Source organism: Microcoleus sp. FACHB-SPT15 (assembly GCF_014849525.1).
Lineage (GTDB): Bacteria > Cyanobacteriota > Cyanobacteriia > Cyanobacteriales > Coleofasciculaceae > Symplocastrum > Symplocastrum torsivum.
This window is the reverse complement of sequence record NZ_JACJNU010000062.1, coordinates 490,423-504,082: the sequence shown is the minus strand read 5'-3', so window position 1 is coordinate 504,082 and position 13,660 is coordinate 490,423. Positions and strand designations below refer to the sequence as shown.

Genomic DNA, 13,660 nt, shown 5'->3' with positions numbered 1-13,660 from the left:
TGCAACAGGTCTATTCTCCTTCTGACAAGTTTAAATTTTTCTCAAAGTCGTAAATCTAGCTACAGAAAGGTGATAAAAGTTAACAGTAGTGCTTTCGATAGCGTTTAGTGAAATCGAGAACACTGTTGCTGATTAGATCAAGTTCCCTGTTTTTACATAGTCCATCGGTGTGAGGATTATCAAACATCATGTCAACAATGTTCTGGAATGCTTTAAAACTGAGTCCCGCTCTGCTAGGTGCTTCCTTACTGTTTGTCAGCAGCACTCAGGCGCAAGGAAGTGTTCCCTCCCAAGCCGCAGCGATCAACAATAGCCAAGTGGTAGTAACTGTAGAACCGATAGCTGAAGCCTTAACTCAGTTGCCTCAGTCTACAGTTGCTCTTTCCAATAGTGATCAGGTAACAACGACGACTAGCCAAACCGCAACAACTGAGGAAACCACTTCCCCACTGACAGCGACAGAGACTAGCTCCAGCTTGAACCCAACTAACAATCTTTTGGCTCAACAGGTTCCAGCAAGCGATACTTCCGAAGTTTTAGAACAAATCAACCAATATAACAACCCAGGTGGTGAATCCCTCGATCAAGTCACCAACGTCACGCAGCTAAGCGATGTCTCACCCGGAGACTGGGCTTATGAAGCCCTGCGCTCTCTAGTCGAACGCTATGGTTGTATCGCGGGTTATCCCGATGGCACCTTCCGAGGCAACCGGGCAACCACTCGCTATGAATTTGCCGCTGGTTTGAATGCCTGTTTACAGCAAGTAGAGCGCTTAATTGCGGCTTCAGTTGAGGGTTTTGTTACTCGTGAAGACCTAGAAACGCTGCAACGGCTGGTACAAGAGTTTGAAGTGGAACTGGCGACGTTGGGAACGCGGGTGGATGACTTGGAAGGACGTGTGGCGTTCTTGGAAGACCATCAGTTCTCTACTACTACTAAGCTCAATGGGGAAGTTATCTTCGCCATTAGCGATCTGTTTGGTGGTGATGAAGTTGATGTAGACACTGACGGCGACGGTGATGATGACGCTAGCGTAGGTCTTGATTTTGATGACAACACCGTCTTCCAAGACCGAGTGCGCTTGAACTTTGACACCAGCTTCACAGGGAAAGACCGCTTGCGTACCCGTCTACAGGCAAGGAACGTCGCAACGTTTGAGGCTCTCACTAGTAATGGACTTACAAGAGAAGGTCGATTGGGATTTGAGGGTAATGAAGGCAACGATATCCAACTCGACATATTGGGCTATCGCTTCCCTGTTGGACCGGCCGTAGTCCAGATATATGCAAATGGTGCTGGTCTAGATGATTTGGCAACTACTGTTAACCCGCTAGACTCTAGTGGTAGTGGTTCTATCTCCCGCTTTGGGCAACGTAACCCCATTTACCGCGTTGGCGACCAGAATGCTGGAGCTGGAATTACATTTGCTCCAAGCAGTCTCTTACGAGTAGATTTGGGCTATCTGAGTGGTGAAGCTGAAGATCCGAGCGAAGGCGCTGGCGTATTTAATGGTAACTACAGCGCTATTGCTCAGGTAACATTTCAACCAGCTGAGTTCTTTCGTATCGCTGCTACCTACATTCACTCCTACGACAATGACAACCTGCGTCATGGCACAGGTAGTCTCGCGTCTCAGGTTGATGTGAATCGCCCACTAGTCGCTAACTCCTACGGTGTTGAAGCCTCCTTTGCTTTCAGTCCTCAACTTGTCTTGAGTGGCTGGGCTGGCTACACCGATGTCATTGTCCTTGAAACGGGTAATGCTGATGTCTGGAATTATGGCGCAACCCTTGCTATCAATGATTTAGGTACAGAAGGAAGTACACTCGGTTTCGTAGTGGGTATGGAACCTAAGTTGACGGGTGCTAGTTCAACTGTAGGAAGTATTCTAGGAACCCGGCGAGATGATGATACGGGTTTGCACGTTGAAGGCTTCTACAAGCTAAAAGTGTCAGACAATATTGCCATCACTCCAGGTGTTATCTGGTTGACCGCGCCAGGGCATGATGAAGAGAACGAAGATATCTTTGTTGGGACAATCCGAACAACGTTCACGTTCTAGTCAATCGTTGTCTGAAACTAGTGGTTAGGAATGCCTTCAAATAAGTGGAGGCATTTTCTTTAACTATTGTCGTTCTATCGGCTTAGTGGTTGAGGTAGGCAACTTAAACAACCATCAAACGAACAGAGAAATCTCGCACCTGAAGTAAAGTCGTTGCATTTGACAAATTAGTTACCGTGTTGTCGTAGAGCGATCGCATATTATCCCAGAGTATTGAAGAAAAGGCGATCGCTCCCTCAACTCTTGCTAGCTCAACATAAATTGAGTAGCAATTTTGTCAAAGTGAAAACTTTACTGAATTTTGATGTAGGGTATGATACTGAAATTCCTTTGGAATCCTTAGCCGATAAGCTTTATGTCTTCTCGGAATCATTCCACTAGAATTATCGATTCAGGTGTGAGGATTATTAAACGATGTTAAAACTGCTTGGTAACGCTCTCAAAGTAAGCCCAGCTCTTCTTGGTCTATCTCTACTCGTTGCTAGCGGTGCCTACGCGGCACAAGCTCCTGCAACTCAAAGCACCTCTGAGCAAACAAAAACAGCAGTTACGACTCCCGACATAGCTACTGTCACTAACGAGTCTCCTGTTGAATCCTCTATCTCTGTCTCTCAGGCAGTACCTTCAGGCGCGAGTACTCCCTTAAATCTTGCTGCAAATACATTGCCTGAAGCTAGCCAGACTCCTGTCGAACAACTGTCTGTTTCTCAACCAATGGGTTCTGAGATAAGCCCAATTGCCAATCCCGCAGACACGACATTAGCGCAATCAACCCCATCGGCTGAAGCTACAACCCCAGGCTCAACCAGTGAAGTTTTAGAACAAATCAACCAGTATACCAACCAGGGTAGTCAATCCCTCGATCAAGTCACCAACGTTTCGCAACTGAGCGATGTCTCACCCGGAGACTGGGCTTATGAAGCCCTGCGCTCTCTAGTCGAACGCTATGGTTGTATCGCGGGTTATCCCGATGGCACCTTCCGAGGCAATCGAGCAACAACTCGTTACGAATTTGCCGCTGGTTTGAATGCTTGTTTACAGCAAGTAGAGCGCTTGATTGCGGCTTCGGTTGAGGGTTTTGTTACTCGTGAAGACCTAGAAACGCTGCAACGGCTGGTACAAGAGTTTGAAGTGGAACTGGCGACGTTGGGAACACGGGTAGATGACCTAGAAGGACGTGTGGCGTTCTTGGAAGACCATCAGTTCTCCACTACTACCAAGCTTAATGCGGAAGTTGTCTTTTTACTTTCCGATGCCTTTGGAGATGAAGTAGCTGTTCCTTCGGGCTTTGCTCCTTCTACTGAGGACTTAGATGTCAATACAACTTTCGCTGACAGAGTGCGTCTGAATTTTGATACGAGTTTTACTGGACGAGACCGTTTACGTACCCGTTTGCAGGCTCGGAACATCCAACCACTAACTGAGCGAACGGGTACTGTCATGACCGAGTTTTATACTCAAGGGGGTGACAACGACGTAATTCTAGATGAGTTGAGCTACCGAGGTACGCTAACCGATGCTTTCACGTTCTGGTTAGGAACCACAGGGCTTGACCTTGATGACATTGCTCTTGCTGTGATTGGAACACCAAGCGCACCCTCAGACTTTGGCTCACTACAGCCAATCTACAAGCTGGCTTCTGGTGCAGGTGCAGGACTCACCTTTGGTGGTGATGGTCCATTCCGTATTGATGCTGCCTATATTGCAAATGAGGCGGCAGATCCAAGTGAGGGTAGTGGCTTATTTGCTGGTTCTTACGCCGCCCTCGGTCAGATAACCTTCCAGGCAAGTGAGTTTCTGCAAATCTCTGGTACCTATGTCCATGGTTACGATGTCAGCCCTGGAGGAGGCGATGGTAGTCGTTATGCCAATGCTCCCTTTGGCGGTAATCCTTTTTCTACTAACGCTGACGGAGACCCCAACGTTTTCGACCCTGACTTGCCTGATTTCCTTAGCTCCAGAACCTCAGTTAATGCCTATCAAATAGCCGCAAACTTCCAGCTTGGTGCTATTAATATTGGGGGTTGGGTAGGTTATAGCAACGCGATCGATGAACTCAATCGTGGCGCTGGAAGAGTAGATGTGTGGAACTATGCAGCCACTCTAGCCTTCAACGATTTCGGTGGTGAAGGGAACCAGTTAGGCTTTATCTTTGGAATGCCACCCCGCAATCGGACTAACAACCTCACGGGTCGTCGTGACTTTGATACCTCTTACCACATAGAGGCGTACTACAGATACCAACTCAATGACAACATTGCAATTATTCCTGGTGCTTTTGTCCTTCTTAACCCCGAACATAATGATGCCAACGAAGACATCTATGTGGGGACGCTCCAGACTGTCTTTACCTTCTAGACGATTTAGAGAGCAAAGGTGGGGATTGAACATCCCTTAACTTGCCCAAAAGACGCTTCTCGTTGCTGCTTTTCTCAGCTTGAAACCGCTGATGTGTACCAGTTGATGCCCTTAGTCCGGTGTCGCTCAAGTATTCATCAGTGGTTTTTTAGTAAGTCTGAATAAAATGTGAAAAGGTTTGCCAGCCTAATGATGGATGTATAGCTTTGTTTTCTTTAGATAAGAAGCAGATTAGAGAGTTTTTGAGCAATTTCGCAGTATATTAACAGCTTTATACTTCACAAATTCTTCACATTGATCCATTAACTTCAAGGTAAGCCAGACAAATTAGCAGTTAAACCGCAGTTTATGGGTTTAGCTTTCGCTTTTCAAGGGCAATAGTCAAAGCACTTTGTTGCCGCGACTCGCTCTCGCCATCCTCGAAGGTAGCGCCGCTCACTCGCGAAGGTTAATCATACTTGTAGTCCACATCACGTATCGGTTTAAACTTCAAAACTGGTTGTATTGTCTGTCAAGAGTTTCCTTGGCATAAGGAAGAAACAGTGAGCATGTGTTTACCTAACACCCGTGAGCCACATATTGAATTAGCGATCGATGTTTTCAAATCGCAAAATCCGGTACTGCTAATCTCTCTTAAAGACTTTCTCACGGTTTTGCCGAACCCGAAATGTGTTGAGGAAGTCTTAACAGCCGCGCTGTATGAACTGGCAGAGACTGATACTGACGCTTGCCGTTGGATCTTGCGTAATTCTCATTATTTAGAGCCTGAACTTGATATCGCTGCTGTGGCAATCCAGTTGGCATCTACAAAGCTTCAAAAACAGGGATTTGTGCTAGGTATAGATTTTCAGGTTGAACTGAACCATCGGCTACAGGTTACTGAGCAGGCAAAGGCAAGGTTGATGATTGAAAACTCACCTGGCGATCGCCTCCTGATTGAAAAGATTTTACAGGCTAGTGATTAAGCTCAATGGTTATGTGCCGCTAGGTATTGGGTTTAATTGATAATCTAAGTTAAGCCTGTTTTGTTGTCGGCTTCAGGCTTATAAGCTTATTGTCATTGCTGCCATGAATTGTAAAATCGTCAGCACTGCCATCCTCCTCGTTCCTCTCTGGCTACAATCGCCAGCCAAAGCTTGGAATCCAGAGCATTTAGAGCAATTGCGCCAAACTGGTAGTTGTGTGGGATGTGATCTTAGTAGTGCCCAATTACCAGATGCACTTCTGAGTAATACTGACTTGAGAGAAGCAAATCTCACCGGAGCAAATCTCCTCCGTGCTGATTTAAGGCGTGCTAATCTCACTGGGGCAAATCTTGCAGGGGCGAGTTTGATTAATGCTAATTTATCAGAGGCAAACTTGGCTGGCTCAAATCTCAGTGTTGCAAGTCTTATTAGAGCAAATCTCACGGGGGCTAACCTTGCGGGTGCAGGATTAAGTTTGGCAAAGCTACCGAGGGCTAATCTCAGCGCTGCCAACTTAAGACAAGCTGATTTCCGAGCCGCTGATTTAAGGAATGCGAACCTGAACTCAGCAGATTTGACGGGGGCTGACTTACGACAGGCTGACTTGGAAAATACGCTTCTAGAGAATGCCAATTTAACGGGTGTGTTTATGCCTGATAGTAGTTTCCATCCCTAGGCTGATAAGAACTGAGGAACATTCATCAATAAGGAAACGTAATTATACTTGTCCCTCAGCACCCTAGACGGTGAGATTAATTAAATGACAAAGATGTCTCGCTATACACTACTTTCGCGCCGCTTTATCTTAAGTTTGGTCGCGTTTATTGGTATACTTTCCTATACCGCTCGTGCAGAGGCGGCTGACTCGGTAGTACTGAAGTATAGTTTTCTCCGAGAGACGATATCGGTTCCTGAACTCTCCACTTTTGCCGAAACCGGTGAGCTTTCAACCAAGCTACGAGTTTATCTCAAGCTAGCTGGACGAGAGCCAGAGCAACTGCGGAGTCTTCTGACTCAAGAGGTCAAAGTTAATGGAGTGATTCTGTCTCGGATGTTGAACAATCCTGTTGGCGAAACGATGCTTGACCAAGTCAGTCAGGTGATTCATACGCCCACAAATCGAGCTAGCCGAGAGTCTTTACGTGCTGCCCTTATCAGTTCTGCGCTTCCTGACGGTCAAGTCACGCTAATTGAAACGTTAGAAAACTATCCAACGTCAGAAGTGCATGTAGAAGGCGATCGCCTTGCTGAGGTAGCTCAGAAAATCACACGAGTGCTTGGGCGTCTGCCAAGTCTCCCTGGACTCCCAAGAATTGGACTATGAACTAATGCGTTCGAGGTGTACCTGCTAGTAAGCAAGAGTCTCTAGGGTTTCGCGGAGATACCGACGCACCCGACTATCGAGGCTGTAATCTTGAAGGGATTCACCCACTGGATGTTCCAGTTGCCAGCGCTGGAATCCTGAACTGGATGCGATCGCTTGTTTGAGATTATCCCAGATTTGGCTATCTTGGGAAAATTGACTAGATTCAGAAGTAGCTGAAATTGCCATAACACATACCTTAAAAAGTTGGTGGGAAACTATTTGAATAGCACTGCTTACTTGTAAAGTAACTCAGCTACTGACTTTATACTGTGCCCTCAACAACATCTAGAGAGCAAACTCTCGCTTAAGTAGTTTTTCGACACTTCAAACCTGAGAAAATCATCATTTTTGCTCAGAAGACAACGTTGGAGATGGTGTCGTTGAAGTCGCTGACTCACTGATCGAAAAAGGCAAAATTTGATTGACCCGGACACCTGGTAGGGTAAAGTCCTGCGGCACTTTTTCAACCCGATAGGGTTCAGTGGCACCAAACTCCGACTCACTCGTCAGGAGAACTTGTGCAACACTCAAGGGGACTTGCAAGAACAAATTACTGATGAGAAAGGCAACTCCTGCCCATAACAGCCCAGCAATACGCCATCCAGAACCAAAGGGAGCAACGGCTGCCGCCACAGGCGCATCACGGTAAATCGTCCACAGTACCCAGACCATAAAGAAAGCGGCACCAACAGCAACTACCTGATTCGTCTTTGTTTTGAACAAGCTTAAGAGGCGTAGCTGCCGTGTTGTGAGTTGCTCTGGCTTTACTGCCAACACCAAAATACTGAAAATGTCGAAGGGACGGGTCAATTGCATCCAAAGCACAGGCACAGTCCCAATGGCAATCACCAACACTAGCTCTAACCAGACAGGGAGTATCGGGTCACCGACTGCCAATCCCAGCCAAACCAGTTCTAACGTCAGGGGTAAGGCAGCGATACCAGCAAGATGAATCCACAAAAAAGGTTCAGTCCAGAAGGAGCGCATAGGTTTGTCCCTTGTTCGTAGTCCGTTATAGCTTTTTTTGTATTATCTACGCCTGCTACTTTTCTCTGTAGCGTGTTGTCTTTTGTTGCTGCTACAGAGACGCAACTCTTTGCGTCCCTGTAGCTAACAACTAACAACTGACTAATTGGCTGACAAAGTGCGTCGCTTCGTCACCATCTTGAAGGTTTCGATGATGTCGCCTTCAACCCAGTCATTGAACTTATCGACTCGGATGCCGCATTCAAAGCCAGCATTGACTTCCTTGACATCTTCCTTCATCCGCTTGAGGGAATCCAGAACGCCTTCGTAGACTACTTTGCTACCACGGCGTACTCGGATATTGCAGTTGCGAATCGCTTTGCCTGTAAGCACGTAGCAACCAGCAACCGCACCACGCCCAACGGGGAAGACGGCTCGAACTTCGACTTGACCCAAGGCTTCTTCGACCTGTTCTGGTTCCAAGAGACCTTCCATCGCGCCTTGAATCTCATCCAAGAGCTTGTAGATGATGTTGTATTCGCGCACATCAACACCCTCTTGGTCAGCCGATTGGCGAGCACTAGGAGTGAGTGCGGTATTGAATCCAATAATCACGGCTCCACTAGCCGCAGCTAAGTCAACATCCGTCTCTGTGATTTCACCAGCCGCCGTCAACAAGACTCGGACTTGGACTTCATTTTGTGGCAACTGTCTAAGAGCACCAAGAATCGCTTCTACGGAACCTTGAACATCTGCCTTCAAAATCAAGTTGAGTTCTTTGAGTTCACCTTCTTGAGCCTGAGCAGAGAGGCTATTGAGGGTGACTCGGCGGGATGCCATTACCTGTTGTAGACGAGACTGTCGTTGTTCATCAGTTCTGGTGTTCGCGATCGCACGAGCTTCTTTTTCGCTGGCGAAGACTTCAAATTCATCTCCAGCCTCTGGAACATCACTCAAGCCGAGAAGCTCTACCGCAAAGGATGGACCTGCTGCGTCAACTCGCTTGCCCCGGTCATCGATCATTGCCCGCACCTTACCAAAGACCGAGCCAGCTACAAGGCTATCACCAACCCGCAGGGTGCCATTTTGTACCAGGAGTGAAGCAATTGGACCTCTGGCTTTATCCAGGTTGGCTTCAATAACTGTACCTCTAGCGAGTCGCTCTGGGTTGGCAGAGAGTTCTTCAATATCTGCCACCAACAGAATCATCTCTAGGAGCGTATCCAGATTTTCTCCTTGAATGGCGCTAACAGGCACCATAATCGTGTCGCCACCCCACTCTTCTGGTTGCAGACCTTGATCGGTCAACTCTTGCTTCACGCGGTCGGGTTGTGCGCCCTGTTTATCGATTTTGTTAATCGCAACAACAATTGGCACTTCAGCCGCTTTAGCGTGGCTAATTGCTTCAATGGTCTGAGGTCGAACCCCATCATCAGCCGCAACGACAAGAACAGCAATATCAGTAACCCGCGTTCCCCGTGCCCGCATAGCGGTAAAGGCTTCGTGACCGGGAGTGTCGAGGAAGACAACTTGCTGGATTTCGCCTTCATGCTCTACATCGACATGGTAAGCACCAATGTGTTGAGTAATCCCACCTGCTTCACCTTGTGCCACTTTCGTTTCACGGATGGCATCAAGTAGAGTTGTTTTCCCGTGGTCAACGTGACCCATAATTGTGACCACTGGCGGACGCCGCTGGAGGTTTTCCAGGTCATTAGCATCCACCATTTCTGTAACTTTAGTCGCAGCGGCTGTTTCTTCTGCTATCTCAACTTCTACATCCAGTTCCTCTGCTACCTTCTGGGCAGTTGGAATATCTAGAGTTTGAGTGATACTAACCGCTAATCCTTGAGCGAACAGCTTCCTGATAATGTCAGTTTCAGCAATGCCCATAGTCGCAGCTAGCTCTCTGACGGTCAAAGAACCACTCAAGACGATTTTTTCTATCCGTTCGGGAGTAGTCTTCTTATCACGGCGTCGTTCACGACTCTCTGCCCTGCTGCTACCGCTACCTTTTGCTGTCGGTTTTTTCCTCTGGGTGACATTCGGCGGCGCTGTAGGCGTCTGCCCTGCAAGCGCTTTCGGTTTGGGAGGACGAGCCACAGAAAGACTAACTGCAACTGGGACATCAATTCCACTCAGCTCAGTTTCAAAGTCTTCGTCATCATCCAGAAATAGATCAGCTCGACGTTTGAGTTTTCCGCCAGCTTTTCCAGCTTTGTCTTTACCTTCTTCTTCTCCGTTTTCTTCTTCCCACTCTTTCTTCTTAACCAGTCGTGGTGGAGCCGAGGGCCGTCTCAACTTCAGATCCAGCATTTCTGGTGTTTCCAGGATGCCATCTTCCCCATCAGCAGAATCATCTGCACCTCGACGACCCGTTCTACCAGCTGTTGCTGCTACATCAGGGCTTTGTCCGTCACGCACAGGCCGAGTTGGGAATTTCTGGGGTCGGTTGAGTTCAGGAACCGCAGGTTTGACCGGAGCACGACGGGCAGGAGGTGGGGCATCCGTGGTTGTTGATGGCTGATTGGCACTACCTGCCTTTACTGGAGCTGGAGTGCCACTTGATTCTGAGCTTGGAACCTCTTTGCGATCGCGTTTCAGAACAGGTCGCTCAGCCTGATTTATCTGTGGTTTCGGTCGTGATGGTCTGATCGGTGGTTCGACAAGCTGTGCTTGAGTCGGTGATGGTCTTTCTTCGACCACAGGGATGTTTAAATTCTCCTGAGTAATCTCCTGCTCAACTGGCGGTGTTGGCTCAGCTTGTGGTTCAGGCTTGGTATCCTGTTGACCAACACGGGTTGGTCGATTGATATTGGGTTGACGCGGTTGGGGAACCGGGGGTCTAACGGGGGGTTGAGGAGGCGTCGCCATTTGAGGACCTGCCTGTTGACTAGAACTAGGACGAGATTTATACTGACGAATTTCTAGGATTTGCTGCTTGCGCTGAGCGTTAGGGCGTCCAATCAATTTAGTCGGTGGCGCTCCAGAGCTGCCTTCTGTGGATGCCGTATGTTCGCGAGTTTTGACCGCTGTTGGGCGGTCTGAATATTTTTCTGAGGCGGCACGAATGCGTTCTGCCTCCGTTTCTGTAATCGTGCTACTGTGACTTTTGACAGAGATATTAAGCCCTTCGCAAATGCTCAAAATGTCCTTATTGTCCAAGTTTAATTCCCGTGATAATTCGTAAATTCTGACTTTACCGTTGTTCATCCAGTATTTCCCCGTCGTACCTTGCAGTTGTTACACCATAACTAAACGCTCGAATGACCGTTTGCTCATTTGTTTTGTGCCTAAGAGAGTGAACTTTGAACCGTGATGAATGTGCTTCTAAATAAATAACCAACAATCAATTTATCCTGGAGAGGAGCCTGTATGACAGTAAGCCAGTTAGTTAGTCTTCACTCGGAGCATACCCTTCTTTTCTAATCTTGCACAAATCTTTAAAAACCTGGGACGATTTTTGCGTCCATGAGTTTCAGTATTGCTTTTCAGGTTAGCTTGCTGGCTTTAGGGTGAAAACGCACCTCCAAGGAAAAAACTATTTACAACTAACTAGCCGCTCTCTTCTATCCTAGCGATTGCTTGGGTTCACCGAAAGGTTAAATTTTCCTGTTTTATAGATTTTCTTTCCCCTTTAGGTGCTTCTGGTATTGGCTACTGCGGCTAAGCGCTGCTCCAATGTTTTGTACAGATTGTCTGGGATTGAAGCCCGAAGCGATCGCCCTAATCGGTTTTTCTTCTGAGCTGCTGCTAGACAACTTGTTTGAGGGCAAAGGTATGCCGAACGACCCATCCCTTCATCTAATTGTACCTGCCGTGATGGATAGACTCGGACAATACGCCAGAATGTCTCTTTATGAGCAACTTTGCGACAGCTTAGACAACGGCGGTAGTTTGGTTCCATCGATCAGCGACAGGTGTAAACATCTACAAGAAGAACAAATGGGATAGCGATTATCTAATTTCAGTTTATTACTGCTACACACGAGAGGCAGGGAGAAAAGACTGTTTTCTTTGTATCCTTCATGTCCAACGTTTAGTCTCCTATTCTTCTTCTTGGCTGGTTGTTTCGGCTTGAGCCTCAGAATCCGCCAAATTCAGAGTATCTACCACTTCATCCTCATAATCATCCTCTTGTTCCTCTTCAACGTCAGCTGCTGCTTGCATCGCCGCCTGGATTTTACGCTGTTCGGCTTCCTGGTCGTACTTAGCCACATCTTTAATGTCAATTTTCCAGCCGGTGAGGCGGGCAGCAAGGCGAACATTCTGCCCTTCTTTGCCAATTGCCAAACTCAATTGGTCTTCTGGTACTAAAATATGAGCCTGACGTCCCTCTGGATTCACTAGTAGCACCTGCTCGACTCGCGCAGGACTCAGAGCATTGGAAATATAGGTAGATGGGTCAGGTGACCAACGAATTACGTCAATTTTTTCGCCTCGTAATTCATTGACTACTACTTGAATGCGTGACCCTCTAGCACCAATACAAGCACCCACCGGGTCTACATCACGCTCTAAGGTATCTACTGCAATTTTAGTCCGGGGACCAACATGACGTGAGGGCGGATTTGCCTCCCTTGCTACGGCAACAATCCGAACCACTTCATCTTCAATTTCTGGGACTTCGTTCGCAAATAGATAAACGACCAAACCAGCTGAAGCTCTAGAAACGACTAGCTGAGGACCACGGTGCGGACCTTCGCGAACTTTTTTGAGAAAAACTTTGAATGTGGTGTTGATACGGTAGTTGTCGTTAGGTAGCTGTTCCCGCTTGGGTAGTTCCGCCTCGACTTCCGGGTGACCAAAGCCACTACTGAGCGCCATGATTACGGATTGCCGTTCAAAGCGTAAGGCTCTCGCTTGGAGAACAGTACCTTCTAACTCTTCAAATTCTTCCTGTACCAGCTTACGCTGTTGGTCTCGGAGTTTTTGCGATAGTACCTGCTTGGTCTGAATTGCTGCCATCCGACCAAATTCGCCTTGATCGGGTGTGACATCTAAAACGACTGAATCGCCCAGTTGTGCTTCAGAAGCCACTTCCTGGACTTCTTTGAGGGAAATGTGATGATCGGTATTCCCGACTTCTTCAACAATAGTTTTTGTCGATAGGACTCGGAAGCCTTCTTCTTCAACATCAAGATCGACTTCAAAATTATCGAAATAGTCTTCTTCAAAATGAAATCGGTCAAGGCGTTGAGCGCGGCGATAACGCTCATATCCTTTGAGAAGCGCTTCTCGTAGCGCTTGTTGAACCGCCGACTTGGGAAGGTTGTGGGTTTGACTGATTTCTTCGATCATCTTTTTCAGTCCGGGTAAAGCAACTATCGACATAAGCAAGTCTCCGTAATGATGAATTTATGAACTTAAAGGCTTGTCTACAGGTTGAAAGCAAGGTTTGAGCTGACGCTACTTGCACTGCCAACTTCTCATCTCTTTTGAGCTAGATAACTAGCAAGAGTGCCAATCGCGGCTTAAACTTTATCGTCCAGCTGTACGTGGGTTACCAACTGGCGGGGAATTGCGATCGCACGCCCTTTTTGGCTTATGTAAACCTCTGTGTCATCTCGACGAATTAACTGCCCTCGCCACACTTTTTGACCCTCGAAAGGTTCAGATGTTTTGACAATGACGGCATACCCTTTGAACGAGATGAACTCTCGATCTGTGCTTAGCTGGCGCGAGATGCCGGGACTAGAGATTTCCAAAACATAGGTGTCTGGAATAATATCCGTTGCATCTAATCTTTCTTCCAATGCCCGACTCATCCGTTCACAGTCATCCAATCCGGTATCTCCGGTAGCGTTGCGAATATCAACACGCAGCACAGGTGGGCGTCTGTTGGTGTAAAAGACAGCCCCGACAACCTCCAATCCCAGATCTTCAGCTACTGGTGTTGCTAAATCGATTAGTTGTGGAATCAGGGGATGAGTCATGGAAGT

The 13,660-nt window shown here is 47.5% G+C and carries 11 protein-coding genes; 5 read left to right on the top strand and 6 right to left on the bottom strand.

The genetic code is table 11. The features are described 5' to 3' along the window. Nucleotides 1–188: 188 nt before the first annotated feature. The 5 genes from H6F98_RS26685 to H6F98_RS26665 all read left to right on the top strand — a co-directional run bounded on the left by H6F98_RS26685 (nt 189) and on the right by H6F98_RS26665 (nt 6,710). Nucleotides 189–2,063 (top strand): iron uptake porin, encoded by a 1,875-nt coding sequence (locus H6F98_RS26685; protein WP_192221730.1) that lies wholly within the window; start codon nt 189–191, stop codon nt 2,061–2,063. 414 nt (nt 2,064–2,477) lie between these two features. Then, on the top strand, nt 2,478–4,421 hold the full coding sequence (locus H6F98_RS26680) for an iron uptake porin (protein ID WP_192221729.1): 1,944 nt from the start codon (nt 2,478–2,480) through the stop codon (nt 4,419–4,421). 548 nt (nt 4,422–4,969) lie between these two features. Beyond that, a complete protein-coding gene (locus tag H6F98_RS26675) occupies nt 4,970–5,386 on the top strand; it encodes a hypothetical protein (RefSeq protein ID WP_192221728.1) in 417 nt (138 codons plus the stop codon). 103 nt (nt 5,387–5,489) lie between these two features. Continuing rightward, the gene (locus H6F98_RS26670; protein WP_192221727.1) at nt 5,490–6,062 is read left to right on the top strand and encodes a pentapeptide repeat-containing protein; all 573 of its coding nucleotides are present in this window, start codon (nt 5,490–5,492) and stop codon (nt 6,060–6,062) included. An 84-nt stretch (nt 6,063–6,146) separates the two neighbouring features. Then, complete coding sequence (locus H6F98_RS26665; RefSeq protein WP_192221726.1) at nt 6,147–6,710, top strand: alpha/beta hydrolase; 564 nt, start codon at nt 6,147–6,149, stop codon at nt 6,708–6,710. Nucleotides 6,711–6,734: 24 nt separating this feature from the next. On the opposite strand, the gene H6F98_RS26660 is transcribed toward H6F98_RS26665, so the two are convergent. The 6 genes from H6F98_RS26660 to rimP form a co-directional block, all read right to left on the bottom strand. Further along, the gene (locus H6F98_RS26660) at nt 6,735–6,938 is read right to left on the bottom strand and encodes a hypothetical protein (protein ID WP_192221725.1); all 204 of its coding nucleotides are present in this window, start codon (nt 6,936–6,938) and stop codon (nt 6,735–6,737) included. 156 nt (nt 6,939–7,094) lie between these two features. Then, nucleotides 7,095–7,739 (bottom strand): low-complexity tail membrane protein, encoded by a 645-nt coding sequence (locus H6F98_RS26655; protein ID WP_192221724.1) that lies wholly within the window; start codon nt 7,737–7,739, stop codon nt 7,095–7,097. A 141-nt stretch (nt 7,740–7,880) separates the two neighbouring features. Continuing rightward, entirely contained in the window at nt 7,881–10,931 is a 3,051-nt protein-coding gene (infB, locus tag H6F98_RS26650) for a translation initiation factor IF-2 (protein WP_192221723.1), read from the bottom strand. Between the two features lie 424 nt (nt 10,932–11,355). Then, on the bottom strand, nt 11,356–11,625 hold the full coding sequence (locus tag H6F98_RS26645) for a YlxR family protein (protein ID WP_192221722.1): 270 nt from the start codon (nt 11,623–11,625) through the stop codon (nt 11,356–11,358). Between the two features lie 140 nt (nt 11,626–11,765). Next, nucleotides 11,766–13,052 (bottom strand): transcription termination factor NusA, encoded by a 1,287-nt coding sequence (gene nusA / locus H6F98_RS26640; protein ID WP_192221721.1) that lies wholly within the window; start codon nt 13,050–13,052, stop codon nt 11,766–11,768. A 140-nt stretch (nt 13,053–13,192) separates the two neighbouring features. Next, nucleotides 13,193–13,654: a ribosome maturation factor RimP gene (gene rimP / locus H6F98_RS26635; RefSeq protein WP_192221720.1), complete on the bottom strand. Its 462-nt coding sequence runs from the start codon at nt 13,652–13,654 to the stop codon at nt 13,193–13,195. Nucleotides 13,655–13,660 lie beyond the last annotated feature (6 nt).

Bases quoted from the DNA above. Each gene is read 5' to 3' on its own strand.
- H6F98_RS26685 (WP_192221730.1), top strand. From the start codon at position 189: ATGTCAACAATGTTCTGGAATGCTTTAAAACTGAGTCCCGCTCTGCTA.
- H6F98_RS26680 (WP_192221729.1), top strand. From the start codon at position 2,478: ATGTTAAAACTGCTTGGTAACGCTCTCAAAGTAAGCCCAGCTCTTCTT.
- H6F98_RS26675 (WP_192221728.1), top strand. From the start codon at position 4,970: ATGTGTTTACCTAACACCCGTGAGCCACATATTGAATTAGCGATCGAT.
- H6F98_RS26670 (WP_192221727.1), top strand. From the start codon at position 5,490: ATGAATTGTAAAATCGTCAGCACTGCCATCCTCCTCGTTCCTCTCTGG.
- H6F98_RS26665 (WP_192221726.1), top strand. From the start codon at position 6,147: ATGACAAAGATGTCTCGCTATACACTACTTTCGCGCCGCTTTATCTTA.
- H6F98_RS26660 (WP_192221725.1), bottom strand. From the start codon at position 6,938: ATGGCAATTTCAGCTACTTCTGAATCTAGTCAATTTTCCCAAGATAGC.
- H6F98_RS26655 (WP_192221724.1), bottom strand. From the start codon at position 7,739: ATGCGCTCCTTCTGGACTGAACCTTTTTTGTGGATTCATCTTGCTGGT.
- infB (WP_192221723.1), bottom strand. From the start codon at position 10,931: ATGAACAACGGTAAAGTCAGAATTTACGAATTATCACGGGAATTAAAC.
- H6F98_RS26645 (WP_192221722.1), bottom strand. From the start codon at position 11,625: ATGGAACCAAACTACCGCCGTTGTCTAAGCTGTCGCAAAGTTGCTCAT.
- nusA (WP_192221721.1), bottom strand. From the start codon at position 13,052: ATGTCGATAGTTGCTTTACCCGGACTGAAAAAGATGATCGAAGAAATC.
- rimP (WP_192221720.1), bottom strand. From the start codon at position 13,654: ATGACTCATCCCCTGATTCCACAACTAATCGATTTAGCAACACCAGTA.